Origin of the sequence: Mycobacterium sp. 852002-53434_SCH5985345, assembly GCF_001667155.1 — a bacterium.
Taxonomy (GTDB): domain Bacteria; phylum Actinomycetota; class Actinomycetes; order Mycobacteriales; family Mycobacteriaceae; genus Mycobacterium.
The window spans coordinates 1-25,351 of record NZ_LZIE01000075.1; the positions used below are offsets into that span (position 1 = coordinate 1).

At 69.8% G+C, this 25,351-nt stretch carries 21 protein-coding genes, 1 tRNA gene and 1 pseudogene; 8 read left to right on the plus strand and 15 right to left on the minus strand.

Translation table 11 applies throughout. The annotated features are described in order from the left end of the window. Positions 1 to 203: pseudogene (locus tag A5756_RS25575) on the minus strand (MCE-family protein MCE1A); the annotation flags it as partial. A gap of 184 nt (positions 204 to 387) precedes the next feature. Between A5756_RS25575 and A5756_RS19325 the strand changes: the two are divergent. The 3 genes from A5756_RS19325 to A5756_RS19335 all read left to right on the plus strand — a co-directional run bounded on the left by A5756_RS19325 (position 388) and on the right by A5756_RS19335 (position 2,397). Continuing rightward, on the plus strand, positions 388 to 876 hold the full coding sequence (locus A5756_RS19325; protein WP_066956076.1) for a glutathione peroxidase: 489 nt from the start codon (positions 388 to 390) through the stop codon (positions 874 to 876). A 146-nt stretch (positions 877 to 1,022) separates the two neighbouring features. After that, positions 1,023 to 1,454, plus strand: coding sequence for a DUF2267 domain-containing protein (locus A5756_RS19330; protein ID WP_066956079.1), 432 nt, complete (start codon positions 1,023 to 1,025; stop codon positions 1,452 to 1,454). A 55-nt stretch (positions 1,455 to 1,509) separates the two neighbouring features. Beyond that, on the plus strand, positions 1,510 to 2,397 hold the full coding sequence (locus tag A5756_RS19335) for a universal stress protein (protein ID WP_066956082.1): 888 nt from the start codon (positions 1,510 to 1,512) through the stop codon (positions 2,395 to 2,397). Positions 2,398 to 2,464: 67 nt separating this feature from the next. Here the strand turns inward: A5756_RS19335 and A5756_RS19340 are convergent. From A5756_RS19340 to A5756_RS19355, 4 genes are all read right to left on the minus strand, one after another. Then, positions 2,465 to 2,541: transfer RNA gene (locus A5756_RS19340), tRNA-Met, on the minus strand. Between the two features lie 73 nt (positions 2,542 to 2,614). Continuing rightward, the gene (locus A5756_RS19345; protein ID WP_066956085.1) at positions 2,615 to 3,151 is read right to left on the minus strand and encodes a cupin domain-containing protein; all 537 of its coding nucleotides are present in this window, start codon (positions 3,149 to 3,151) and stop codon (positions 2,615 to 2,617) included. Then, positions 3,148 to 3,831, minus strand: a complete 684-nt coding sequence (locus A5756_RS19350) for a nitroreductase family protein (protein WP_066956088.1) — start codon at positions 3,829 to 3,831, stop codon at positions 3,148 to 3,150. The genes A5756_RS19345 and A5756_RS19350 overlap by 4 nt, the downstream gene beginning before the upstream one ends. A 17-nt stretch (positions 3,832 to 3,848) precedes the next feature. Continuing rightward, positions 3,849 to 4,499 carry an HD domain-containing protein gene (locus A5756_RS19355; protein WP_066956091.1) on the minus strand — a complete coding sequence of 217 codons (651 nt, stop codon included), beginning with the start codon at positions 4,497 to 4,499 and terminating at the stop codon, positions 3,849 to 3,851. Between the two features lie 74 nt (positions 4,500 to 4,573). Here A5756_RS19355 and A5756_RS19360 point away from each other — a divergent pair, with 74 nt between their 5' ends. Further along, complete coding sequence (locus A5756_RS19360; protein ID WP_197505445.1) at positions 4,574 to 5,554, plus strand: GlxA family transcriptional regulator; 981 nt, start codon at positions 4,574 to 4,576, stop codon at positions 5,552 to 5,554. 3 nt (positions 5,555 to 5,557) lie between these two features. On the opposite strand, the gene A5756_RS19365 is transcribed toward A5756_RS19360, so the two are convergent. Together A5756_RS19365 and A5756_RS19370 are read right to left on the minus strand one after the other, a co-directional pair. After that, positions 5,558 to 8,542 carry a UPF0182 family protein gene (locus A5756_RS19365; RefSeq protein WP_066956097.1) on the minus strand — a complete coding sequence of 995 codons (2,985 nt, stop codon included), beginning with the start codon at positions 8,540 to 8,542 and terminating at the stop codon, positions 5,558 to 5,560. A 74-nt stretch (positions 8,543 to 8,616) separates the two neighbouring features. Beyond that, positions 8,617 to 9,639, minus strand: coding sequence for a PDZ domain-containing protein (locus A5756_RS19370; RefSeq protein WP_066956099.1), 1,023 nt, complete (start codon positions 9,637 to 9,639; stop codon positions 8,617 to 8,619). Between the two features lie 77 nt (positions 9,640 to 9,716). Between A5756_RS19370 and A5756_RS19375 the strand changes: the two genes are divergently transcribed. Beyond that, entirely contained in the window at positions 9,717 to 11,093 is a 1,377-nt protein-coding gene (locus A5756_RS19375) for a zinc-dependent metalloprotease (protein ID WP_197505803.1), read from the plus strand. Between the two features lie 78 nt (positions 11,094 to 11,171). Next, positions 11,172 to 11,987, plus strand: coding sequence for a cyclodehydratase (locus A5756_RS19380; protein ID WP_066956279.1), 816 nt, complete (start codon positions 11,172 to 11,174; stop codon positions 11,985 to 11,987). 9 nt (positions 11,988 to 11,996) lie between these two features. On the opposite strand, the gene A5756_RS26295 is transcribed toward A5756_RS19380, so the two are convergent. Further along, positions 11,997 to 12,170, minus strand: coding sequence for a hypothetical protein (locus A5756_RS26295; protein ID WP_197505442.1), 174 nt, complete (start codon positions 12,168 to 12,170; stop codon positions 11,997 to 11,999). Positions 12,171 to 12,310: 140 nt separating this feature from the next. Here A5756_RS26295 and A5756_RS19385 point away from each other — a divergent pair, with 140 nt between their 5' ends. Continuing rightward, positions 12,311 to 13,654: an AarF/ABC1/UbiB kinase family protein gene (locus A5756_RS19385; protein WP_066956101.1), complete on the plus strand. Its 1,344-nt coding sequence runs from the start codon at positions 12,311 to 12,313 to the stop codon at positions 13,652 to 13,654. Here A5756_RS19385 and A5756_RS19390 read toward each other — a convergent pair. The 3 genes from A5756_RS19390 to A5756_RS19395 all read right to left on the minus strand — a co-directional run bounded on the left by A5756_RS19390 (position 13,651) and on the right by A5756_RS19395 (position 16,409). Further along, a complete protein-coding gene (locus tag A5756_RS19390) occupies positions 13,651 to 13,920 on the minus strand; it encodes a WhiB family transcriptional regulator (RefSeq protein ID WP_066956102.1) in 270 nt (89 codons plus the stop codon). The genes A5756_RS19385 and A5756_RS19390 overlap by 4 nt on opposite strands. A 139-nt stretch (positions 13,921 to 14,059) precedes the next feature. Beyond that, positions 14,060 to 14,215, minus strand: a complete 156-nt coding sequence (locus tag A5756_RS26300; protein ID WP_232005363.1) for a hypothetical protein — start codon at positions 14,213 to 14,215, stop codon at positions 14,060 to 14,062. 91 nt (positions 14,216 to 14,306) lie between these two features. Further along, a complete protein-coding gene (locus A5756_RS19395) occupies positions 14,307 to 16,409 on the minus strand; it encodes an ATP-dependent DNA helicase UvrD2 (protein ID WP_197505441.1) in 2,103 nt (700 codons plus the stop codon). Between the two features lie 137 nt (positions 16,410 to 16,546). Between A5756_RS19395 and mrx1 the strand changes: the two genes are divergently transcribed. After that, positions 16,547 to 16,801, plus strand: coding sequence for a mycoredoxin Mrx1 (gene mrx1 / locus A5756_RS19400; protein ID WP_066956105.1), 255 nt, complete (start codon positions 16,547 to 16,549; stop codon positions 16,799 to 16,801). Between the two features lie 24 nt (positions 16,802 to 16,825). Here the strand turns inward: mrx1 and nudC are convergent, their stop codons facing one another. The 4 genes from nudC to A5756_RS19420 all read right to left on the minus strand — a co-directional run bounded on the left by nudC (position 16,826) and on the right by A5756_RS19420 (position 25,350). After that, positions 16,826 to 17,758 (minus strand): NAD(+) diphosphatase, encoded by a 933-nt coding sequence (gene nudC / locus A5756_RS19405; protein WP_066956108.1) that lies wholly within the window; start codon positions 17,756 to 17,758, stop codon positions 16,826 to 16,828. Then, on the minus strand, positions 17,758 to 18,828 hold the full coding sequence (locus A5756_RS19410; RefSeq protein WP_066956111.1) for a TrkA family potassium uptake protein: 1,071 nt from the start codon (positions 18,826 to 18,828) through the stop codon (positions 17,758 to 17,760). The genes nudC and A5756_RS19410 overlap by 1 nt, the downstream gene beginning before the upstream one ends. A 91-nt stretch (positions 18,829 to 18,919) precedes the next feature. After that, complete coding sequence (locus A5756_RS19415) at positions 18,920 to 22,240, minus strand: ATP-dependent helicase (RefSeq protein ID WP_369828697.1); 3,321 nt, start codon at positions 22,238 to 22,240, stop codon at positions 18,920 to 18,922. After that, a complete protein-coding gene (locus tag A5756_RS19420) occupies positions 22,207 to 25,350 on the minus strand; it encodes an ATP-dependent DNA helicase (protein ID WP_066956114.1) in 3,144 nt (1,047 codons plus the stop codon). The genes A5756_RS19415 and A5756_RS19420 overlap by 34 nt, the downstream gene beginning before the upstream one ends. Position 25,351: the final 1 nt, after the last annotated feature.

Consider the following 25,351-nt stretch of genomic DNA (forward strand, 5'->3'; position numbering starts at 1 on the left):
TAGGTGACCTTCGAGCCCGGATCCATCACCAGCCCGGCCCGCGACGCCAGCATCGTCAACTTCGTCTTCGGCGTGAACCCACCGCGGAACTGCACATACACGAGGGTGAAGACGACGGCCAAGACCACCAGAACGGCGACGGAGATCCACCGGTACGGCGGGAGGCGCTGGGAATTGATTTGTACCGGGGAAGACGTTGTCACCAGCGCCCCTCATCTCTGCGCCGTGGCCCAGTGCCGCGGCGATCCTTCCCCTAGCAGGGGCCCTGTACACATATGCAATAACGAAGTCCACAGGAATGTACCTTGGCGGTCATCGTTATGCGAACCGCCGTTCGCACAATCGGTGTCTGGCTGGTTGCGGCCACCGTGCGTTAGCGTCGTCGGCGTGACCCTCAACGACATCCCCTTGACCACCCTCGACGGCCGGCCGACCACATTGGCCGAATTGGCCGACGGCGCAACGCTGGTCGTCAACGTCGCCTCGAAGTGTGGCCTGACTCCGCAATACACGGCGCTGGAGAAACTGGCCGAGGACTATGGCGGTCGAGGCCTGACCGTCGTCGGCGTCCCCTGCAACCAGTTCATGGGCCAGGAGCCGGGCACGGCTGAGGAGATCCGGGAGTTCTGCTCGACGACGTACGGCGTGACCTTCCCGCTGCTGGCGAAGACCGACGTCAACGGCGACGACCGCCACCCGCTCTACGCCGAGTTGACCAAAGCCGCCGATTCCGCCGGCGAGGCGGGAGACATCCAGTGGAACTTCGAAAAGTTCCTCATCGCGCCCGACGGTGAGGTGGTTCGGCGATTCCGGCCCCGCACCCCGCCCGACGCCCCCGAGGTGATCAGCGCCATCGAGGCTGTGCTGCCCCGATAGGCCGCATGAAAGAGCTTGGTGGGCCTTAATCCACCCCGTTTCGCCCGGGCGAGTGGTCGAAAGTCCTCCGGCGCGGAGTCCATCGCCCCTTCTTCGCTGCAGGCGCGCTGGAGTTGACTGGTCCTCGAATCAAGCCGGAGGCGACCATGTCGACGAAAACCAAGGTGGCAGCGCTCGATCACGCAATCGATGCCGCACACACGTGGGTCAACGATGTGGCCAAGGAATTCGACACGGAGGATCGCGAGTTCGCCTACCGAGTCCTGAGGGCCTGGCTACACACGCTGCGCGATCGGCTCACGGTTGAGGCGAGCGCCCACTTTGCGACGCAGCTTCCCGACCTGATCAGGGGCGTCTTCTACCAGGCATGGAATCCCACTGCCGTCCCGGACAAGTACGACGCCAAGGCCTACGCCGTCCGATTCTCGCGCGAGGCGAACATCGCATTCGACGACGTCGGGACAGCCGCCGCGGCCACCACCGCGGCTGTCTTACACCATCTGCCGGTTGCCCAGATCGACAAGGCGCTGGGTCAGCTCCCCTTGGAAATTCGCAAGATACTGCAGCCCCAGCGGTGAATCGATGCGCGTCACCCAATTCCTAGTCGCTTAACGAGAGAAGCAGGGGAACGACATGTCCGGGCACGAAACCCATCGTGGCATTTTGGTCGGCGTTGACGGATCAGCCTCGTCGATGGCGGCGGTCGAATGGGCGGCTCGCGATGCGGCGCTACGCAATGTGCCGCTGACCCTCATGCACGTCATCGCACCGGTGGTGCCGACGGTGGCGCCGTGGCCGGCGATTCCGATTCCTCAAGACCACTTCGAGCGGCAGGACGAAAAGGCACGGCAAATCCTCGAAGACGCGCGCAAGGTCGTCACCGACAGCACCGCCGACCATGGGCCACCGTTCGTGTACAGCGTGGTGGTACGTGGCCCGACCGTTTCCACGCTCGTCAATGAATCCAAGATCGCGGACATGATGGTCGTGGGATACCGGGGCGAAGGCGCGTTCAGCCGGGTCCCGTTCGGCTCGGCCAGCACCGGCCTCGTCAACTATGCGCACTGCCCGGTCGCGGTCGTCCATGATGAGGCCCCGCCGCGCCCGCAGGCTCCGGTGCTGGTGGGAATCGATGGTTCGGCGGCGTCAAAACTGGCGGCGGAGATCGCCTTTGACGAGGCCTCCCGCCGGGGCGTGGAGCTGGTGGCACTGCATGCGTGGTCGGACGTCAGCATGTCGGAAGTGCCAGGTCTGGATCTCGAGATGATGAAAGTGCAGGCACAACAGGCCCTCGCCGAGTGGCTCGCCGGATTCCAGGAGCGCTACCCCGATGTCAGGGTGCGACATCTGGTGGCGTGCGACCAGCCGGCTCGTCAACTGATCGAGCACTCGGAGTCCGCACAACTCGTCGTCGTCGGCAGTCACGGTCGCGGCGGGTTCGCCGGCATGCTGCTGGGCTCGGTGAGCACGGCCGTCGCGCATGCGGCGCAATCGGTGGTGATCGTCTCTCGCGAGTCGTAGCGGCGCAAAACTCACTCACACGTGGCACGAAACGGCCCCCAGAAAATTTTCCGGGGGCCGTTTCGCTTGGTAGCGGGGACAGGATTCGAACCTGCGACCTCTGGGTTATGAGCCCAGCGAGCTACCGAGCTGCTCCACCCCGCGTTGGTGAATGCCAGGTTACCGAACCCGCAGCACGGCGACCAAATCGCGGGCTCAGCGGGGGTGCGGCGCCCGCTCAGTGCGATGGCGGGTTCAGCCCGTACCGCCGCGCGATGTCGTCCATCCAATCCGGTGACCCGTAGGTCAGCCCGTACTTGTCGGCCAGCTCGCCGAACTCGGGCGACTCGTGCAAAACCTTGCCGACCGGGTCGTCGGCGTGCTCGACGAGCAGCTCCCCGAGCTCGCGGAAATAGTTCTCGAATCCGCCCGGGGTGATGATTTCGATGATGCGGCCCGGCTCGCTGCCGGCGTTCCACATCGCGTGCATCTGACCGCGGGGCTTGGTGATGTAGCCGCCCGGGCCCAGAACCACTTCGCTGTCGTCGGAGCGGAAGCCGATCTCACCGGCCAACACGATCGAGTGCTCGTCCTCGCGGGTGTGCATGTGCGCGGCGGTGAGCAGGCCGACTTCGAACGGGTGCTCGACGATGGATACCTCACCCCCGTTGGTCTTGCTGGACAGTTTGAACACCGCCCCGAATCCGGGGAGGGCGACGTACTCACCCTCCCCCGGCTGCACGACGGTGACTCCGATTTCGTTCGCGTTGGTCATTTGGCGTTCCTCTGAGATGGCCACAACGGCTGCGGCACTTCCACACCGAACGGTTTGCCCCAGCCGTTGCGGGAGGAAACCTCGTGCACGGGGCGCCGATTGGCCGCGACACCCCACTTGCCCCGGGGATAGCCGAGGGCCAGCATGGCCGACATCTCCCAGCCTTCCCCGACGGGCACGCCCAGCAGTTCGTTCACCTCGTCCGTGAAATTGCGGAGCACCATCGTCATGACGCCGCCGACACCCTCGGCCCGGGCGGCGAGCAACGCGCTCCAGATCGCCGGGTAGATGTTGGCGCCGCCCAGATCGTCGATGGCAAAGACGAAGAGCAGCAAGGGGATTTCTTCGAAATGATCGGCCAGGTAGTTTCCCGAGCCCTGCATTCGGCGCATCGTCTCGGCGTGCGCGGTCGGGTCCGCACCCGGGGCGGTCGCCGCCATCGGTCCGGCCCCCGAGCTGAACTTCTCGTACTCGATGGCGCGGGCCTGCCGGAACAGTTGGGCGAACTCGCGGATGAGTTCCGGATCGTCCACGGCCACGAAGTGCCAACGCTGAGTGTTGCCCCCGTTGGGAGCCCGAACGGCCGCATCGAGGATGCGGGCCTGCGTCTCCAGCGGGATCGGGTCCGGGCGCAGCCGCCGCATCATCCGGGTGGTGTACAGCGCTTCGTAGATATCCATTTGTCCGCTCCCTCCCGCTATTCGGGCCAGCTGTTGTTGAGGATGATGTCGACGAAGTCGGCGCGTTCGAAGCCGGCATCGAAGTGCGCCAGCACGTCGGCGTTCATGGTGCCGAAGGTGGTCTGCGGGCGGTGCTTCATGCCGTCGTTGAACGCCGCGAGGATGCGGTTCTTGAAGTCGGGCCGCGGGTGGGCGGCGGTCACCGCGGCGAGGGCGTCGGGGGCAAGGGATTCGCGGCCGACGCCGACCACGTCGACCTCGACGCCGGCTTGCAGCAAGGCGACCTCGGGTGCCAGGAATTCGGGCACACCCGGCGTGGTGTGCAGGGCGATGCCAAGCCACACCTTGTCGGCGTCGGCCTGGTCGACACCGCGGGCGGTCAGGAAGTCCCGGGCCGCGTCGGCCCCGTCGACCTCGAAGCGGACCGCGGAGGTGCGGTAGCGCTCGGTGAGCCCGATGTCGTGGAACATCGCGCCGACGTAGAGCAACTCCAGGTCGGGTTGCAGGCCGCGCCGCAGGCCCTGCAGCGCTCCGAAGAGGAACACCCGCCGCGAGTGGTTGAACAGCAGGTCGTCCTCGGCATCGCGGATGAACTCGGTGGCCTCGCGCACCAGCGGCGAGTCGGGGATGCGGATGCCGGCGATGGTCTCGATGGATTGGGTGGTCATAACCGCAAGTGTGCGGCCGAACGCGCTCAATGACCGTGGGCGTTCGGGCCGTCCTGTCCACAGAAAGCGACACAATGTGTTGCGTGGGTGAAGCGGGAGCGCGTTCGCGCGTGGTGGTGATCGTCGTCTTCGACGACGTGACGCTGTTGGACGTCGCGGGAGCGGGCGAAGTGTTCGTCGAGGCGAACCGGTTCGGCGCCGACTACGAGCTCAAGATCACGTCGGTGGACGGACGGGACGTGACAACGTCGATCGGCAGTCGACTGGGCGTCACCGACAGCATCGCGTCGATCGAATCCGCCGATACCGTTCTGGTCGCCGGCAGCGACCACCTGCCCCGGCGGCCGGTCGACCCCGCGCTCGTCGAGGCCGTCAGGTCGGTGGCGACGCGGTCCCGGCGGATGGCATCCATTTGCACGGGTTCGTTCATCCTCGCGCAGGCCGGCCTGCTCAGCGGCCGGCGCGCCACCACGCATTGGAACGAAACCCGGGTGTTGGCCCGGGCCTTTCGCGATGTCACCGTCGAGCCGGACGCGATCTTCGTCCGCGACGGCAACGTCTTCACCTCGGCCGGGATCTCGTCGGGCATCGACCTGGCGCTGGCGCTGGTCGAAATGGACTACGGGACCGAGCTGGTCCGCGACGTGGCCCGGTGGCTGGTCGTCTATCTCAAACGCGCAGGGGGCCAATCACAATTCTCGGTGCTGGTCGAGGCCGATCCCCCGCCGGACTCGCCGCTGCGGGCGGTCATCGATGCGGTCGCGGCCAACCCTGCCGCGAACCACAGCGTGAGATCCCTTGCGGCCCGGGCTTCACTGAGCACTCGTCAGCTGACCCGGCTCTTCCAATCCGAGCTGGGGATGACCCCGGCCCGCTATGTCGAATTGGTTCGGATCGATTTCGCCCGTGGTGCACTGGAATCCGGCCGGTCGGTCACCGAGACCGCGGGCATGGCCGGCTTCGGCAGCATCGAAACCCTGCGGCGGGTATTCGTCAACCACCTGGGCATCAGCCCGAAGGCCTATCGGGAGAGGTTCCGAACAGCCTACGCCTGAGAGCTATTTGGTGTTGTTGTACTTGGTGATCGCGTCGTCCAACCGCTGCAGGGCGGCGCCGTAGCCGGCGAAATCGCCCTTCTTCTGGGCGTCCTTGGCCGCGCCCAGCGCGGCCTGGATCTCTTGCAGCGCCGCGGATTTCGCGGGCGACAGCGTCACCGACCCGTCGGGAACCGGCGGAAGCGCCGCCGGCGGTAGCGATCCCGGTGTCCCGGCCGGAGGAGGAGGCGTGACGGGCGGGGCCGCCTGCGGGTTGTTCCCGGCGTCGGTCGGCTGAATGCCCGTCGCGGCCGCGCCCGCACCGGGACCGAACAGCCCGGTCAGGGCGTCGCGCACCGTGGGGCCGTAGCCGATCTTGTCGTTGTACATCATCGCCACCCGGATCAGCCGCGGGTACGACGAGGCGGCGTCGCTGGCCCCCGGGGAGGCGTAGACGGGTTCGACATACAGCAGGCCGCCCTGGCCCACCGGCAGGGTGAGCAGGTTGCCCCAGCGGATCCGGTTCTGGTTGTCGCGCCCGATCACACCGAGGTCCTGGGACACCGCCGGGTCGGTGGTGATGGCGTTGTTCGCCAGCTTGGGCCCGTTGACCTGACCCGGGATGGTCAGCACGGTGATCCTGCCGTAGGTCGCCGGGTCGGAGCTGGCGCTGATGTAGGCGGCCAGATAGTCGCGCTTGAACCTGTTCATCGCGCTCGTCAACTGATATGAGGACGAATTGTCGTTCTTCGCAATGTTTTTCGCGACGATGTAGTACGGCGGCTGGTAGCTGCTGGCGGTCGGGTTGGGGTCCAGCGGCACGTCCCAGAAGTCGGACGTGGAGAAGAACGTCACCGGGTCGTTGACGTGGTACTTGGCCAGCAGCATCCGCTGCACCTTGAACAGGTCCTCGGGGTAACGCAGGTGCTCGGCCAGTTCGGGGGTGATGTCGCTCTTCGGTTTGACCGTGCCGGGGAACACCCGCATCCACGCCTTGAGCACCGGATCCTGCTCGTCCTGCTGGTAGAGCGTCACGGTCCCGTCATAGGCATCGACCGTGGCCTTGACCGAGTTGCGGATGTAGGAGACGTCCTTGTTGGGCGCCAGCTTGTTGAACGCCACCTCGTTCGAGTCGGCGGTGGCCGATTCCAGCGAGGTCAGTTCGGAGTACGGGTAGTTGTCCAACGTGGTGTAGCCGTCGATGATCCACACCAGTCGCTTGTTGACGATCGCCGGGTACACGGAGCTGTCGGTGGTCAGCCACGGCGCCACCGCCTCCACCCGCCGCGCGGGGTCGCGGTTGAACAGGATCCTGCTGTTGGAGCCGATCACGTTGGAGAACAAGAAGTTTCGCTCCGCAAACTTGGCGGCGAACACGCTGCGGGACAACCAGTCCCCGACGGGTACGCCCCCCAGCCCGGTGTAGGTGTAATTCTTGGTATCGGAGCTGGTCTCGTAGTCGTATTCGCGATCGGCACCGTTGCGGCCGACGATCGCGTAGTCGGCGGACGTGCTGGAGATGACGGGTCCGTAATAGATGCGCGGCTGGTCCAGCGGTGCCGGACCGTCGGTCACGACGTTGCCGTTGGCGCCGACGACGTTGACCAGGAATTCGGGGTAGCCACCGTTTTGGTTGGGGTCGTTGGCAATTCCGCGCACCGTGTTGGCCGGGGACGCGATGAAGCCGTTGCCGTGCGTGTAGACGGTGTGCCGGTTGATCCAGTCCCGCTGGTTGTCGATCAGCCGGTCGGGATTGAGTTCGCGGGCGGCGACGACGTAGTCGCGCAGCGCGCCGGTGCGGTCCAGGTAGCGGTCGATCGACAACTGGTCGGGGAAGTAGTAGAAGTTCTTGCCCTGCTGGAACTGGGTGAACGCCGGGCTGACGATGGTCGGGTCGAGCAACCGGATGTTGGAGGTGGTGGCCCGGTCGTCGGCCACCTGCTGCGCGGTGGCCTGCGTGTCGCCGGAGTACGTGCGATAGGTGACCACGTCCGACGTCAGCCCATACGCCTGCCGGGTCGCCGTGATACTGCGCCCGATGTATTCGCTTTCCTTCTGCGCGGCATTGGGTTTGACGCTGATCTGCTCGACGATCAGCGGCCACCCGGCACCCACGATCAACGACGACAGCAACAACAACACCAGGCCGATGGCGGGGATCCGCAGATCTTTCAGCACGACGGCGGAGAACACCGCGGCCGCGCAGATCAGCGCGATCGCCATGAGGATCAGCTTGGCCGGCAGCACCGCGTTGATGTCGGTGTACCCGGCGCCGGTGAACGGCTTGCCGCCGCGGGTGTGCGACAGCAACTCGTAGCGGTCTAGCCAGTACGCGACCGCCTTGAGCAGCACCAGCAGCCCCACCACGGTGACCAACTGGATGCGGGCCGAACGGCTCAGCGCGCCGGTGCGGCCCGAGAGCCGGATGCCGCCAAAGATGTAGTGCGCCAACACGTTGGCCACGAACGCCAGGAACACGGCCACGAACAGGTAGCTGAGCAACAGCCGGTAGAACGGCAGGTCGAACGCGTAGAAGCCGAGGTCCTTGCCGAACTGCGGGTCCCGGATGCCGAAGTCGCCGCCGTGCATGAACAATTGGATGCGCACCCAGTAGCTTTGCGCGATGATGCCGGCCAGCAGGCCGATCGCGACCGGCACCCCGATCCCCACCAGCCGCAGCCGGGAAAGGACGACGGCGCGGTACCGGGCGACCGGATCGTTGTCACTGCTCGGCACGAACACCGGGCGGGTGCGATAGGCCACCGCGAGACCGGCGAACACGATCCCGCCCACCAGCAGGCCGGCCACGAGAAAGACCACGAACCGGGTGACCAGCACGGTCGTGAACACCGAGCGGTAGCCCAACTCACCGAACCACAGCCAGTCCACGTACGCGTCGATCAGCCGCGGGCCGGCGAGCAGCAAAGCGATCACACCCAGTGCGATCAGGATCAGAATCCGGCTACGCCGAGTCAGCTTCGGCATCCGTGCGGTGGGCCGCATCCCCACTGGCTACGCTCCCTGCTCGATTGATCGACGGTGACAACTCTACGCATCGCGCGGCCCGCGATCCCGGCCGAGCTTCAGCAGCTTGGCGCCTGGCCCCCCGACGCGACCGCGTGCAGCGCGTCGACGGCCTGGCTGAGCGTGTCGACCTTCACCAGCCGCAGCCCCGACGGGTTGTCCGAGTTCGCCTCGTAGCAGTTTTTGGCCGGCACCAAGAACACGGTGGCGCCCGCCGCGTGCGCGGCGACCATCTTGTGCGTGATGCCGCCGATCTGGCCGACCTTCCCATCCGCGGAGATGGTGCCGGTTCCCGCGATGAACTTCGACCCGGTCAGGTCACCGGTGGTCAGCTTGTCGACCACCGCCAGGCTGAACATCAGGCCGGCCGACGGCCCGCCCACGTTGGCGAGGTTGAAATCCACGACGAAGGGCGCCCAGGGCGCGGTGAGCACGGCGACGCCGAGGAAGCCGTAGTCGCGATCCTTGTTCGCGCCCAGCGTAATTTGCGCGACGCCGGCCGGTTCGTTCTTGCGTCGGTAATCGATGGTCACCGTCTGGCCGGGTTTGGTGCTTTTCAGCAATCCCGTGAACTGGTCGACGTCGGCCACCGGGGTGCCGTTGACCGCGTCGATGGCGTCGCCGCCCTTCAGCTTGCCCGCCGACGGACCCGGATCGGTGACCCTGGCGACCGTCACCGCGGCGGGGTATTTCAGATATCCCAGGGCGGCGTACTCCGCGCTGTCCTCGGAGTCCTTGAAGTCGGCGTTGTTGGCCTTGTCGACCTCGTCCCGCGACTTGCCCGGCGGGTAGATCAGGTCGCGCGGAACCAGCTGTTCCTGACCCGAAAGCCACAGCGTCAGCGCTTCGCCCAGCGTCAGCTCGTCGCGCTGGGAAACAGTGGTCATGTTCAGGTGTCCCGTGGTCGGATGCGTCTGGGTGCCCTCGATGGCCACGACCTGCTTGCCGTCGACCTCACCAAGCGTGTCGAAGGTGGGGCCGGGGCCCAGCGAGACGAACGGCACCGTCACCACCGCGAGCAGCACGCCGAAGACCAGGATCGGCACCAGCGCGACCATCAAGGTCAGAATCCGCCTGTTCACGCCGATTACACTAGACGGAGCCCACCGCGCCCGGTTCAGCCACAAGCTGACCCGAGATCGCCCACCCCGTTCCGGTGGTGAGTACCGTTGACGGTATGGCTGACCTGCCTTTCGGCTTCTCCTCCGGAGAGGACCCCGACAAACCCGGGAAGAAAGATCCCAATTCGGGCTCTGGTGGCTCCGACCCGTTCGGCGCATTCGGCATGGGCGGCGAGTTCGGCATGGGCGACCTGGGACAGATCTTCACCCAGTTGGGCCAGATGCTCAGCGGCGCGGGCACCGGCATGGCCGGCGGACAGTCGGGCCCGGTCAACTACGAGCTTGCGCGCCGGGTTGCGACCAACTCGATCGGGTTCGTGGCACCCATCCCGGCCACCACCCACTCGGCGATCGCCGACGCGGTGCACCTCGCCGAGACCTGGCTGGACGGCGCCACGGCGCTGCCGGCCGGCACCAGCACGGCGGTGGGCTGGACCCCGGCCGACTGGGTCGACAACAGCCTGGAAACCTGGAAGCGGTTGTGTGACCCGATGGCACAACAGATTTCGACGGTATGGGCGTCGTCGCTGCCCGAGGAGGCCAAGAGCATGGCCGGCCCGCTGATGGCGATGATGTCGCAGATGGGCGGCATGGCCTTCGGCTCCCAGCTGGGACAGGCGCTGGGCCGATTGTCCCGCGAGGTGCTGACGTCGACCGAAATCGGTCTGCCGTTGGGGCCCAAGGGCATTGCCGCGATCCTGCCCGATGCCCTGGAGTCGTTCGCCGCCGGACTCGAGCATCCCCGCAGCGAGATCCTGACGTTCCTGGCCGCCCGCGAGGCCGCCCACCACCGGCTGTTCAGCCACGTGCCGTGGCTGTCGAGCCAGCTGCTGGGCGCCGTGGAGGCCTACGCGATGGGCATGCAGATCGACATGAGCGGAATCGAGGAGCTGGCCCGCGACTTCAACCCGGCAACATTGTCCGACCCGGCGGCCATCGAAAACCTCTTGGGGCAGGGCGTTTTCGAGCCCAAGGCGACCCCTGCGCAGACGCAGGCGCTGGAACGCCTCGAGACGCTGCTCGCGTTGGTCGAAGGCTGGGTGCAGGTGGTGGTGAACGCGGCCCTGGGCGACCGGATTCCGGGCGCGGCCGCGCTCAGCGAGACGCTGCGCCGCCGCCGCGCCACCGGCGGCCCGGCCGAGCAGACGTTCGCGACGCTGGTGGGCCTGGAGCTGCGGCCCCGCAAGATGCGCGAAGCCGCCGCGTTGTGGGAGCGCCTCACCGAGGCCGCGGGCGTGGACGCCCGCGACGCCATCTGGCAACACCCCGATCTGCTGCCCGGTGCCGAGGACCTCGACGACCCGGCCGGCTTCATCGACCGGGTCATCGGCGGCGACACCAGCGGCATCGACGAGGCGATCGCCAAACTCGAGGAGAACCCCGGGGACCCGGGCGCCGGCCCTGTGGACAACTGACTTAGCCGGTCTCCGCCGGCGTGACACAGTGCACCCGTGTCACCGGCCCTGCTCTCTACCTACGCGCTGGACCCGGCCATGCCGGTGTTGCTGCGGCCCGACGGCGACGTTCAGGTCGGTTGGGACCCCCGCCGCGCCGTGCTGGTGCGTCCGCCGGGCGGCCTGGCCCCGCCGGAGCTGGCCGCGTTGCTGCGTTCCATGCGATCACCGACGCCGCTATCGGAGCTACAGCGCCGGGCCGCCGACCGCGGCCTGCAGGACGTTGAGGGGCTGACGCACCTGGTCGCCCAGCTCGTCGGCGCGGGCGTCGCGACCGAATGCGCGAAGTCCCGCGGTCGGGCGCCGGGCATCCGGATCCACGGCCGCGGACCGCTCTCCGAGCTGCTCGTCGAGGCATTGCGCTGCTCGGGCGCCCGGGTCGCCCACAGCAGCCAACCGCACGCCGCGGTGTCGGCGACGGCCGTCGACCTGGTGGTCCTGTCCGATTACCTGGTCGCCGATCCGCGCATGGTCCGCGACCTGCACACCCAGGGTGTCCCCCACCTGCCGGTCCGGGTCCGCGACGGCATCGGGCTGGTCGGTCCGCTGGTCATCCCCGGCACGACCAGCTGCCTGGGCTGCGCCGACCTGCACCGCCGGGACCGCGACGCAGCGTGGCCGGCCATCTCGGCGCAGCTGCGGGAAACCGTCGGTGTCGCCGACCGGGCCACGTTGCTGGCGACCGCCGCGCTGGCGCTCAGCCAGGTGAACCGGGTGATCGCTGCCGTTCGCAGGCAGGAGGCGGTGCCCGATCCCGGTCCGCCCCAGACGCTGAACGCCACGCTGGAATTCGATCTCAACGCCGGCGCGATCGTCGTGCGGCGATGGACCCGACATCCGTTGTGCCAGTGCTGAACCGGGCTGCTAGCCCAGCCGGCCCTGGTCCGGAACGTCCGTCGACACCGCCTCGTATGCGGTCGCGAGCTGCTGCAGGATCTCCGCGGTCAAGGTGCGGTCGGTTCGATGTTTGTCCAGCGTTTCGATGATCGCCCTGAACAAGGAGTCAGCGGCGTCGTGCTGCGATTGCTTTGCTGCCATGGCCTGGTCGATACCGCCCTTCGGATGCGTCCTACGACGGGTCGCCGACTGCGACCCGCAAGGCACAACCTAGGGCCCGCGCCTCCAGCCGTGCGCCGACGAAGTGTTGTGAAGATCAAGCGCGAGCCGCGTCGGCCGTCATGGATGATGGATACGTGGCAGACATCAAACGCGGCCGCGCGGCGCGGAACGCGAAGCTGGCCAGCATCCCGGTCGGCTTCGCCGGCCGGGCGGCGCTCGGCTTCGGTAAGCGGCTGACCGGCAAGTCGAGGGACGAAGTCCAGGCCGAGCTGATGGAGAAAGCCGCCAACCAGCTGTTCACCGTTCTGGGCGAGCTCAAGGGCGGAGCGATGAAGGTGGGCCAGGCCCTGTCGGTGATGGAGGCCGCCATCCCGGACGAGTACGGCGAGCCCTACCGCGAGGCGTTGACCAAGCTGCAGAAGGACGCCCCGCCGCTGCCCGCCCACAAGGTGCACCGGGTGCTCGACGCCCAGCTGGGCACCAAGTGGCGCGAGCGGTTCAGTTCGTTCGACGACAAACCGATTGCCTCGGCCAGCATCGGCCAGGTGCACAAGGCGGTCTGGGCCGACGGGCGCTTGGTGGCCGTCAAGATCCAGTACCCGGGCGCGGACGAGGCGCTGCGCGCCGACCTGAAAACCATGCAGCGTCTGGTCGGCGTGGTCAAACAGCTCGCCCCCGGCGCCGACGTCCAGGGCATCGTCGACGAGCTGATCGAGCGCACCGAGATGGAGCTCGACTACCGGCTGGAGGCCGACAACCAACGCGCCTTCGCCAAGGCCTACGAGGGCCACCCGCACTTCGTCATACCGCACGTCGTGGCCAGCGCGCCAAAGGTCGTGGTGCAGGAGTGGATCGAGGGGTTGCCGTTGGCGGAGATCATCCGCAACGGGACGCGTGAGCAGCGCGACCTGATCGGCACCCGGCTGCTCGAGCTCACCTTCGACGCGCCGCGCCGGCTGGGAATGCTGCACGGCGACGCCCACCCGGGGAACTTCATGCTGCTCCCCGACGACCGGATGGGCGTCATCGACTTCGGCGCCGTCGCGCCCCTGCCCGGTGGCTACCCCATCGAGCTCGGGATGACGATCCGGTTGGCCCGCGACAAGAACTACGACCTGCTGTTGCCGACGATGGAGAAGGTCGGCTTCATCCAGAAGGGCCAGCAGGTGTCGGTGCGCGACATCGACGAGATGCTGCGCCAGTACGTCGAGCCCATCGAGGTCGACGTCTTCCACTACACGCGCAAGTGGCTGCAGCGCATGACGGTCGGCCAGATCGACCGGTCGGTGTCGCAGATCAAGACGGCCCGGCAGATGGACCTGCCGCCCAAGCTGGCCATTCCGATGCGCGTCATCGCATCCGTGGCCGCGATTCTGTGCCAGCTGGACGCGCGGGTGCCGATCAAGCGGCTGTCCGAGGAGCTGATCCCGGGCTTCGCCGAGCCCGACAGCGCGGTCGTCTAGGCCGCGACCCCGTCTTTGCGGGGACGTCCGCGCGGTCGTTTGAAGCCCAGGATCGAGCCCCGGTCGATGATCTCGCCGCCCCACACACCCCAGGGCTCGGCCCGCTCCAGCGCAGACGCCAGGCACTGGCGCCGAATCGGGCAGCCCACGCAGAGCGCCTTGGCGCGCTCAAGGTCGGCCGGGGTCTCGGCGAACCAAAGGTCGGGATCGCCGGTGTGACACGGCAACACCCGCGACGGCTGTCGGGGGACTGTCAGAGCCGACATGTCCTGCTCACCTGCTTCCTGGTCGGGGCTTCCTTTTGGTGATCCGGACCAGGTAGCGGGCTTCGAAAAACGTTGCCCCTAAAACTGTGGCCACGGATCCTGACTTCGGGTCCGTGGCCATTCGGTGAAAACCGGGGAGTTACGTGGCCATTCGGTGGACCTCGAGTCGCGCGGACGCGTTCGTCGCGGCGGCGGCGCGATGCTTGAGCGCGGCCGCCGGCGCGGCGGTGTCGGCGGCGTGCTTCAGCCCGGCCCCCGCGGCGGCCACGCCCACACCGAACGCGTCGCTGATCATCGTGGCCACCCTCCTTTCGTAGCGCCGGAACGCGGTTTCGAGGGTAAACGGTCGCCACCCCGCACCACAACCGATTTTCTGACCTGCGCCTTCAGCGGTCAGCATGCACCAACCCCAGCACGTCGGGCCCGTACTGTTCGAGCTTGCGCGCGCCGATGCCGGGGATCGCGATCAGCGCGTCCTCGTCGCCGGGGCGCAGCTCGGCGATCGCGATCAGCGTGTTGTCGGTGAAGACGACATACGCGGGCACGTTCTGTTCCTTGGCGACGTCCAGCCGCCACGCCTTGAGCCGCAGCAGCAGCTCTTCGTCGACGTCGGCGGCGCACGTTTCGCAGCGCCGCAGCATGACCGCCGCGGAGGTGGACAGGTCCTTGTTGCAGATCCGGCAACGCGCCGGGGCGCCGCGGTTGCGCCGGGCCTTGCCGGGGGCGGCGTCGGCGCGGGCCTGCGGTGCGATGCCGTTGAGGAACCGCGAGGGCCTGCGACCCTGCCGCCCGCCGGGGCTGCGAGCGAGCGCCCAGCTGAGCGCCAAATGAATTCGCGCCCTGGTGATTCCGACATAGAGCAGCCGGCGCTCCTCCTCGACGGCCTCGCTTTCGGGGCCGTGCGCCAGCGCGTGCGAGATGGGCAGCGTGCCGTCGGCCAGCCCGACCAAGAACACCGCGTCCCACTCCAGGCCCTTGGCGGCGTGCAGCGAGGCCAGCGTGACGCCCTGCACCACAGGTGGGTGCCGCGCGTCGGCGCGCAGCCGGAGTTCGGCCAGCAGGCCCGGGAGTTCCAGCTGCGGGCGCTGGGCCACCTCGTCGTCGACCAGCTCGGCCAGCGCGGTCAGCGCCTCCCAACGCTCCCGGGCGCGGGTGCCGACGGGCGGCTCGGCCGTCAGCCCGAGGGGCTCCAGGACCGCCCGCACGACCGCAGGCAGCGGACCCTCGGCGCCGCGCTCGGCGGCCCGTTGCAGGGCCAACAACGCCTGCTTGATCTCCTGCCGGGTGAAGAATCCCTCACCGCCGCGGACCTGATAGGGGATGGCGGCCTCGGTCAGCGCCTCCTCGTAGGCCTCGGACTGCGCGTTGACCCGGTACAGCACGGCGATCTCCGACGGCGGCGTGCCCGCCTCGATCAGCCGGGCGATCGAGGTGGCGACCGCGGCCGCCTCGGCCGGTTCGTCGGAATACTCGTGGAACGACGGCGCCGGGCCCGGCGGACGCTGCCCGGACAGGTGCAGCTTGCTGCCGGCGACCCGGCCGCGGGCCGCGGCGATCACCTGGTTGGCCAGCGACACCACCTGCGGGGTCGAGCGGTAGTCGCGCTCGAGGCGAACAACGGTCGCGTCGGGATACCGCCGCGAAAAGTCGAGCAGGAACCGCGGTGAGGCCCCGGTGAACGAGTAGATGGTCTGGTTGGCGTCGCCGACGACGGTCAGGTCGTCCCGGTCGCCCAGCCACGCCGTCAGCACCCGCTGCTGCAGGGGCGTGACGTCCTGGTATTCGTCGACGACGAAGCAGCGGTAGCGGCCACGGAATTCGTCGGCCACGGCGGCGTCGTTTTCGATCGCGGCCGCGGTGTGCAGCAGCAGGTCGTCGAAATCGAGCAGTGTCACCGACTCGTCGCGGACCTTGAGCGCCTCGTAGGCGGCGTACACGGTCGCGACCCGGGCGGCGTCCAGCGGGATGTCCCGCCCCGCCTCGGCCACGGCGGCCGGGTAATCCTCGGGGCCGATCAGCGACGCCTTGGCCCACTCGATCTCGCCCGCCAGGTCGCGGACGTCATCGGTGCTGGCGTTGATCCGGGAGCGGCTGGCCGCCCGCGCCACGACGGCGAACTTGGTGTCCAGCAGCTGCCAGCCGGTGTCGCCGACCACCCGCGGCCAGAAATACCGCAGCTGCCGGTGCGCCGCGGCGTGAAACGTCAGGGCCTGCACCCCGCCGACGCCGGTGTCCGTGCCCGCTGAGGCGTCCAGCGTCCGCAACCGGGAACGCATCTCCCCCGCCGCCCGCTGGGTGAAGGTGACCGCCAGCACCTGCCCGGCCGCCACGTGACCGTTCGCCACCAGCTGCGCGATTCGGTGGGTGATGGTGCGGGTCTTGCCCGTCCCGGCGCCCGCGAGCACGCAGACCGGTCCGCGCGGAGCCAGCACGGCCTCGCGCTGCTCGTCGTCCAGTCCGGCGGTCAAAGCGTCGGCGACCATCGGCATGGCGTCCATCTTGGCAGCGGTTGCCGACAAACCGTGGCCCCGCATGGTGCGCGTCGGCGAGTCGCCGCAACTCGCCGGTATCGGTGTGCCGCGGCCGCGGCGCGGAACATGTTGTCTCCGGGCTACGTTAACCAGCTATGACCAATGCCCCGCTCACCGTCTACACGACCTCATGGTGTGGCTACTGCCACCGCCTCATGACCGTGTTGAAGTCCAACGGAATCCCCTATGAGGCGGTCGACATCGAAGACGATCCCGCCGCGGCGGAGTTCGTCGGCTCGGTGAACGGCGGCAACAGGACGGTTCCGACGGTGAAGTTCGCCGACGGGTCCACGCTCACCAACCCGAGCGCGGCCGAGGTCAAGGCCAAGCTGGCCGAAGCCGGCGCCTAGGGCGCCGGGCGGGCGCACGCCGGCTCAGTCGAATGCCGCCCAGGATTCGATGATCACGCGGGCGATCGAGATCGACCCGGGCAGCAGCAGTTTCGAGTCCGCCGAGCTGGACCAGTCCCCTGCCGCAAGCGCCGTGCGCACCTCGTCGCGGGTGAACCACGCCGCCTCGGCGATCTCCCCGTCGTTGAACGAGAAGTCCTCGCCGGGATCCGCGACCGCGTGGAAGCCGACCATGAGCGAGCGCGGGAACGGCCACGGCTGGCTGCCCAGGTAGCGCACGTCGCGCACCGTGAGGCCGATTTCCTCGCGGATCTCACGAGCGACGCAGCCTTCGAACGATTCACCAGCCTCGACGAATCCGGCCAGCAGCGAGAACATCCGCTCCGGCCACACCGCCTGGCGAGCCAGCACCGCACGGTCGCCGCCGTCGTGGACCAGGCAGATCACCGCCGGGTCGATGCGCGGGAACTCCTCATGGCCGGTGACCGGGTTGACCCGCGCCCAGCCCGCCCGGGCCGGCCTCGTCGGCGAGCCGTCCACCGAGCTGAACCGGGCGCTGTCATGCCAATTGAGCAGCGCGACGGCGCACGACACCAGCTGACTGCTGGTGTCGTCGAGGATCGAGCCGAGGCCGCGCAGGTTCACCACCTCGGCGCGCACCCCCGGGTCCTCCGGCGCCTCGAGCGCGCCGCGGATGGCCCACACGTGGCGGCCGTCGTCGAGGCGGCCGAGGAACACCGCTTCCGGTGGCGGCTTGTCGGCCAGCTTGGCCGCGGCGCCCAGCACCACCCGGCCGTCGGCGATGAGCACCTGACTGCGCGAGTCCACCCGCAGCAGCGCCGCGTCCGCCCACCCCGCGGTGGCCGCTTCGACGTCGGTGCGCAGCTGGTCGGCCCGGTCGGCGCCGACCCGCGACAGCAGCGGAACGTTCCGCAGCTGGAAATCCGCGATCGCCACTAGTGCCCGGCCTGCCGGATGTACAGCAGCCGGTCGTTGGCCTCGACGGCGTCCACCTCGGGCGCGCCGATGCGCAGCAGGTGGCCGTCGCGCACCACACCCAGCACGATGTCGCGCAGATGCCGTGGGGAACCGCCGACCTCGGTCGGCTCCACCTCGCGCTCGGCGATGGCCAGCCCGAAGTCGGGTGTCAGCAGGTCCTCGATCATCTCCACGACGCTCGGTGTGGTGGTGGCAAGCCCGAGCAGCCGCCCGGCGGTCGCCGAGGAGACCACCACCGAGTCCGCTCCCGATTGCTGCAGCAGGTGCTGGTTTTCGGCCTCCCGGATCGACGCCACGATCTTGGCGTTGGGCGCGAGCTCCCGCGCGGTCAGAGTGACCAGCACCGCGGTGTCGTCGCGGCTGGTGGCGACGATGATCGAGGCCGCATGTTGCGCCCCGGCCAGCCGCAGCACGTCGGCCTTGGTGGCGTCGCCGTGCACGGTGACCAGCCCCGCGCCGGCGGCGTGCTCGAGGGTGGTGCGGTCCGTGTCAACGACGACGACCTCCCCCTGGGCGGCCTCGTCGCCGAGGATCGCGGCGACGGCCGTTTTGCCCTTGGTGCCGTAGCCGATCACGATCGTGTGGTTGCGCACTCTGCTCCTCCAACGCTGAATCTTCCACCCTTGGCGGGACCGCTCGGAGAGGACTTCGAGGGTTGTACCGACCAACACGGCCAGGAACGCGATCCGAAGCGCGGTAAAAATCAGGGTGTGAACCAAACGCGCGGTCTCGGTGTACGGGGTGATGTCGCCGTAACCGGTCGTCGACAGTGACACCGCGGAGAAGTACATGGCGTCGAGGAAGGTCAGCGGCTGGCCGCGGACGTCGCGGTACCCGTTGCGGTCCAGATAGACGATGACGGCCGCGGCGAACAACACCACCAGCGCGATGACCACGCGGCGGGTGATGACGCGGATGGGGCTGGCGTGATCCTCGGGGATGCGCACCACGCCCACCAACTGGTGGCCTCGCTGCGCGGTCAGCGCTTCATCCAGACCGGTCAGTTGCCGGGACTTACCGTTGCGCACGGCGGTCCGTTATGGGCTCAACGCCAGCGCAGGAGTCATGCACGACTCAATGTAACCACGATCGCCACCGCGGTACCCTGGCAGCGCGAAGTCAGCCGGCGGCGGGCTCGGCCAGCAACCCGGCCAGTTCAGCGGGGGCGGGCAGATCGTCGGGAGCCACCGTGGTGCGGGCGCGGACGTAATAGAAGGCCGTCCGCACCGACGATTCCGGAACACCGGCCAGGGCGGCCCACGCCAGGCGGTAGACGGCGAGCTGGACGGCGGCCTGGCGCATGGCTTCCCGCCCGTGCGGTGGTTCGCCCGTCTTCCAGTCCACGACCGTCGCGCCCCCGTCGGGGTCGGCGAACACCGCGTCGATTCGGCCGCGCACCAGGGTGTCGCCGATGGACATCTCGAACGGCACCTCGACGGCGATGGGAGTGCGGGTCGCCCAGGGCGATTCGGTGAATGCGGCCTGCAACGCGGCCAGTTCCCGGGTGTCGCCGACGTCGGAGTCCGCCGCACCCGGCAGGTCCGCGAGATCGAAGAGACACTCGGCGCCGTAGAACCGCTGGACCCAGGCGTGAAAGGCGTTGCCCAGCAACGCATGCGGGTCAGGCCTGGTCGGCAGCCGATGCCTGAGCCGCTGTGCGGCGCCCGCGGGATCTCGCGCCAGCTCCACCAGGCCGCTGACCGACAACTGACTCGGCAGCGCGCCGGTGGGCGGTTCGACCAACCGCGCCCGCTCGGCAAGTAACGCGTCGACGTCGGCCGCCCACCCCTCGATGTCGGCACCTTCCCCACCGGTGCCGCCCGACATCGCCCGGGTCACCAACGCGGCGCCGCGCTCGACGTCACCGCGCCGGGCCAACGGTTCGGCCGGCCAGAACGCCTCGACGATGTTGTCACGCAACGGGTTACGATCGCCGTCCGCCGGCGCGGGCGCCCACTGATCCACCACCCCGCAGGGCGCCCCGGCCCCGGCCGAACGGTCGATGACCTCCTTGACCTCGCACAGGAAATCCGAGGGGCCGCGCGGTTTGATGCCGGAGGCCCCCCAGTGATGACCCGATACCAGCAGGGTGTCCTCGGCCCGGGTGACGGCGACATACAGCAGCCGGCGTTCCTCGTCGACGCGCCGCTGATCGAGCTGGCGACGATGGCCGGAGATCTTGTCGCACAACTGCTTTCGATTCGTGACGTCAGAGGTGTCCAGCACCGGGATGCCCAGCGCGCCCGCCGAGGCACGGTCGCCCCGCAGCAGCGGCGGCAGCTCGGCCGCGTCGGTGAGCCAGCTGCTCCTGGACGCGCTCGAGGGGAAGATTCCGCCCGACAGGTGTGCCACCGCCACGACCTGCCACTCCAACCCCTTCGCGGAGTGCACCGTGAGCACCTGGACGCGGTCGCGCGCGGCCACCAATGGGGCAGGCGGCAAACCGTTCTCGACGGACTCCGCCACGTCCAGGAAGGCCAGCAGGCCCGACACCGATGCCGCGCTGCGACGGTCCGGCGCGCCGGCGGCGTCGGCGGCGTCGGCTTGTTCGGCGTATCCGGCGACGACGTCGGCGAACGCGTCGAGGTGTTCGGTGCCGGCCCAGCCCACGTCCGCTCCCGCCGCGGCGCGGACCTCGCAGTCGACACCCAGCACGCGGCGCACCTCGGCGACCAGGTCCGGCAGGGAATGGTCCAGGTGGCCGCGCAGGGCACGCAGTTCGCCGGCCAGTGCGGCGATGCGCTGATATCCCGCGGCCGAATACCCTTCGGGCGGGCCGGGATCGGCGATGGCGTCGGCCAGGCACGCCGTGTCGGCGTCCGGGCCGGCGGACATCGCGATCGCCTCGGGCGCGGATGCCCCGCCGGCGCCCAGCCCTTCGCCGAGTTTCCGGGCGCGCCGCCAGAGCGCGGCGATGTCCCGGCCCCCGAGGCGCCAGCGCGGACCCGTGAGCACCCGCATCGCCGCCGCGCCCGCGGTCGGGTCGGCGACGAGCCGCAGCATGGCCACGACGTCGGCAACCTCGGGGATGGACAGCAGCCCCGCCAATCCGACGACCTCGACCGGGACTCCACGGGCGCGCAGGGCGTCGGCGATGGGGGCGGCGTCGGCGTTGCGGCGCACCAGAACCGCGGCGGTCGGCGGGCTCACCCCGTCGTCCCCGGCCGCCCGGTACCGCGCGGCGAGCTCGTCGGCGATCCACTCGCGTTCGGCGTGCACATCGGGAAGCAGCGCGCAGCGGACCGTTCCGGGCGGGGCGTCCGGGCGCGGCCGCAGCGCGTGCACCGCGACCGACCGGCGGCGTGCCTCCGCCGAGATCGCGTTGGCCAGTTGCAGGGTCCGCGGCGGGTTGCGCCAGCTGGTCCGCAGCTCCAGGACCGGCGCGGGGGTGCCGTCGGAGAGGGGGAAGTCGGTGGTGAAGCGCGGGAGATTGGTCGCCGAGGCGCCGCGCCAGCCGTAGATCGACTGAATCGGGTCGCCGACGGCGGTCAGGGCCAAGCCGTCGTCGACGCCACCGCCGAACAAGCCCGACAGCGCGACCCGCTGGGCGTGCCCGGTGTCCTGGTACTCGTCGAGCAGCACCACCCGGTAGCGGCCGCGCAGGTCGGCGCCGACCTGCGGGAAATTCGCCGCCAGCCGCGCCGCGCAGGCCATCTGCACGCCGAAGTCCATCGTCTTAGCGGCACGCATGCGCTCGTTCAGCGCGTCGAGCAGCGGAACCAGCTCGGCGCGCTGGGTCTGGGTGGCCAGCAGCCGCAGCAACCACTGGCTGGGGCCGCGGTCGCGCTGATAGGGGCCCGGCGGCAGCGTGTGGATCAGCAGCTCCAGCTCCACATGGGTATCGCTGAGCTGGCGGGTGTCCACCAGGTGTTCGGCCAGCTGACCCCACAGCCGCAGCACCATCGACGTGACCGCGGCGGGGGTCTTGTCGGTGCGCAGCTCGCCCCGGTACCCGCTGACCACGTCGAAGGCCAGCTGCCACAGCTCGGTCTCGCCGAGCAGCCGGGTGTCGGGCTCGATGGGCAGCAACAGCCCGTAGTCGCGGATCAGCGAACCGGCGAACGCGTGGTAGGTGCTGACCGTCGGCGCGGCCGCCGGCTCCGCGGGAGCCGGGCCGTCGGGACCCAGGCCGACGCCGGCCAGCCTGGCGAGCCGGGACCGCACGCGGCGCAGCAGCTGGCCGGCGGCCTTGCGGGTGAACGTCAGCCCGAGCACCTGGCCGGGTTCGGCGTAGCCGTTGGCGACGAGCCACACCACGCGGGCGGCCATGGTCTCGGTCTTGCCGGCTCCGGCGCCGGCGATGACGACAAGCGGCCCGGGCGGTGCCGCGATGACGGCGGACTGCTCGTCGGTGGGCGGGAAAAGCCCGAGCGCACCGGCCAATTCGGCCGGGCTGTAGCGCGGGTTCACTGCGCCGCCCCGTCGGCGTGCGCCGGACACGAGGGCCGCAGCGGGCAGTGCGAGCAGCCATCGTTGCGCCGGGCGATGAACCGGGGCCCGGCGGTCGCCTCGGCGGCGCGCCGGACCAGCCGGCGCCACTCGTCGCGGGCGGCCGGTGTCAGCGGATCCTGCTCGCGTTCGGTGGCGCCCGAGGCCCCGGACTTGCCCAGGTAGACCAGCCGCGCCCCGCCGGGCTCCGACCCGGCGGCGACCATGCCCTCGGCCACCGCCAGCTGATACATCGCCAGCTGGGCGTGCTGTTGGGCATCGTCCTTGCTGACCGGCGTTTTGCCGGTCTTGATGTCGACGATCACCAGCCGGCCGGCGGCATCGCGCTCCAACCGGTCGACCCGGCCGCACAGCCGGATCTCGCCGCCTCGAGGGGCACCGTCGCCGGATGTTGTCAGGGTGCCGTCGATCTCGACCTCGACGCCGACCTCGGTCAGCGCGCCCCGGGTCTGGGCCCGCCACTCGACGAAGGCCTCGATCATCGCGCGATGCCGCGCCAGTTCGTTGGCCGAATGCCACTGCGCCTCGAAGGGCAGATGCCGCCAGGCCCGGTCCAGCTCGGCCAGCAATTCGGATTCGCTGCGCTGCGGTTCGGCGATCAGGGCGTGCAGCACCGACCCGATGGTGGAGCGCAGGTCGCGCGGGTTGGTGCCACCGTGCCGTTCGGCCAGCCAGCGCAGCGGGCAGTCGTTGAGCATCTGCAGGGTCGACGGGGTCAGGGTGACGGCATCGTCGTCGCCGCGCAGGGGTTCGCCGGTGCTGACCGGGATCAGGCCGTGCCAGCCGGCCGGATCGGCACCCGGGACGCCGGCGCGGGCCAGCCGCGCCAATTGCGTTGCGGCACAAGCGCGGGCGGTGTCGTCGACCGTGCCGTCGGGCGCGCACATGACGCCGCGCAACCGGCCGACCAGCGCGGCAGCCGACAGCACCCGGGGCGCCGAGATGGGTTGCGCGGCAGCGAGATCGCCGCCGCCATCGGTCCACTGGGCGAGTTCGTAGCAGAACGACGACGGCAGCGCGGCCTCGTTGTCCCCGCCGCCCGTGTCGCCGTCCACGGCGGTCACCAGCAACCGGTGGCGGGCCCGGCCCATCGCCGCCACCAGCAGCCGTCGCTCCTCGGCCAGCAGCGGCGCCCGCACCGACGCGTCCTCGGTGACGCCGTCGAGCACGTCCAGCAACCGCTGGGTGCCCAGCACACCGCCGCGCGGAACGGTGTTGGGCCACAAACCTTCTTGCAGCCCGGCGATGACCACCAGGTCCCATTCGTGTCCCAGCGCGGCGTGCGCGCTGAGTACCCGCACCTGCTCCACCGGTGACACCGGATCCTGGTTCACGCTCGGCAGGTGCAGCGCGGCGACGTGCTCGACGAGACCGCGCAGCGACGCACCCGACGTGCGGGACACGTACTGCTCGGTGATGTCGAACAGCGCGGTCACCGCCTCCAGGTCCCGGGTGGCCTGGGCGCCGGCGGGGCCGCCGCGCTCGGCGGCCGACAGCCAACGACGCTGCAGGCCGGACCGGTGCCAGGCGGCCCACAGCGTGTAGCGCGGGTCTTGGCCCGCCCGATGGCAGCGCGCCGCGGCGTCCAGCACCGCGCGCACCCGCTGCAGCGGGCGGAACTGCGGGCCCGGTGGCGGTGGGTCGGCGGACAGCGCCTCGGCCAGCAGCTGCGCGACATCGCCCGGCGCGCGACCCGGGTTGGCGCGCTGCAGCGTTCGGCGCAGCTGGCGCAGCGAAACCGGGTCGACCCGACCGATGGGACCGGTCAGCAGCGCCAGGGCCCGTTCGCCGTCGAGCCCGTCGGCGGTGGCCGCCAGGACGGTGAGCAGCGCCCGGGCCGCCGGCTCGTCGGACAGCGGTCCGCTGGTCGCGGGCGCGGCCACCGGCACCCCGGCGGCGGCCAGCGCGCGGGGCAACCGCGCGCCCGCCCGTGGCACCGACCGGACGACGACCGCCATCTGCGACCACGGCACCCCGTCGACCAGGTGCGCACGCCGAAGGGCGTCGGCGATCATCGCCGCCTCCGCGTGCGCCGACGCCGCCAGGCGCACCGTGACCGAGCCCTCCTCGGGCCCGCTGCCCTCGATCCGCTTGCCGCCGCTGCCGCCGGGCAGCCGGTGCGCGATGCCGCTGACGGCGCGCGCCACCGCCGGGGCGCAGCGGTGCGAGACCGTCAACGTCACCGACGGCGAATCCCCGTCGAAGAGGCCGGCGGATTCGCCGCCCCGGAAGCCGAACACAGCCTGATTGGGGTCTCCGGCGATCACGGCCAGCTCGGCGCCCGCCGCCAGCACCCGGACCAGGCGGGCTGCCTGCGGGTCGAGCTGCTGGGCGTCGTCGACCAACAAGACCCGCACCCGGCCCCGCTCGGCGGCCAGCAGCTCGGGATCGACCGCGAAGGCCTCCAGGGCGGCGCCCACCAGTTCCGCGGCGCCCAACGCGGGCGTCGTCGCCTGCGGTGCCGCCGTCCCGACCGCTGCCCGCAGCAGCATCACCTGCTCGTACTGGCGGGCGAACTGGCCGGCGGCCGTCCATTCCGGGCGCCGGCACCGACGGCCCAGGCGCTCCAGCTCCTGCGGATCAATGCCCCGTTCGGCGCAGCGCGCCAACATGTTTCGCAGCTCGGTGGCGAAGCCCGCGGTGGCCAGCGCGGGTTGCAGATGGGCGGGCCACGCCGTCGCCGCGCGCGGCCCGTCCTCGAGGTCGCCGGCGAGCAGCTCCCGGATGATCGCGTCCTGTTCGGCGCTGGTGACCAGCCGCGGGGGCGCGTCGCCGGCACGCTCGGCGGCCCGCCGCAGCACCGCGTAGGCATAACCGTGCACGGTCCGCACCAACGGTTCGCGGATGGCGGCCCGGCAGGGCCCGGTCGAACGCGCCCGCAACAACGCCGTCGTCAAGGTGCTGCGCGCCTGCATGCCCAGCCGGCCGGAACCGGTAAGCAGCAGAACCGATTCCGGGTCGAGACCGGCGTCGATCCGGGCGACCGCCGCCTCGACCAGCAGGCTGCTCTTACCGGTGCCCGGCCCGCCCACCACCCGGACCGGCCCGCGCACGCCGGGCGCCAGTAGAGCCCGCGCCCCGGTGTCCCAGATGTACGACATG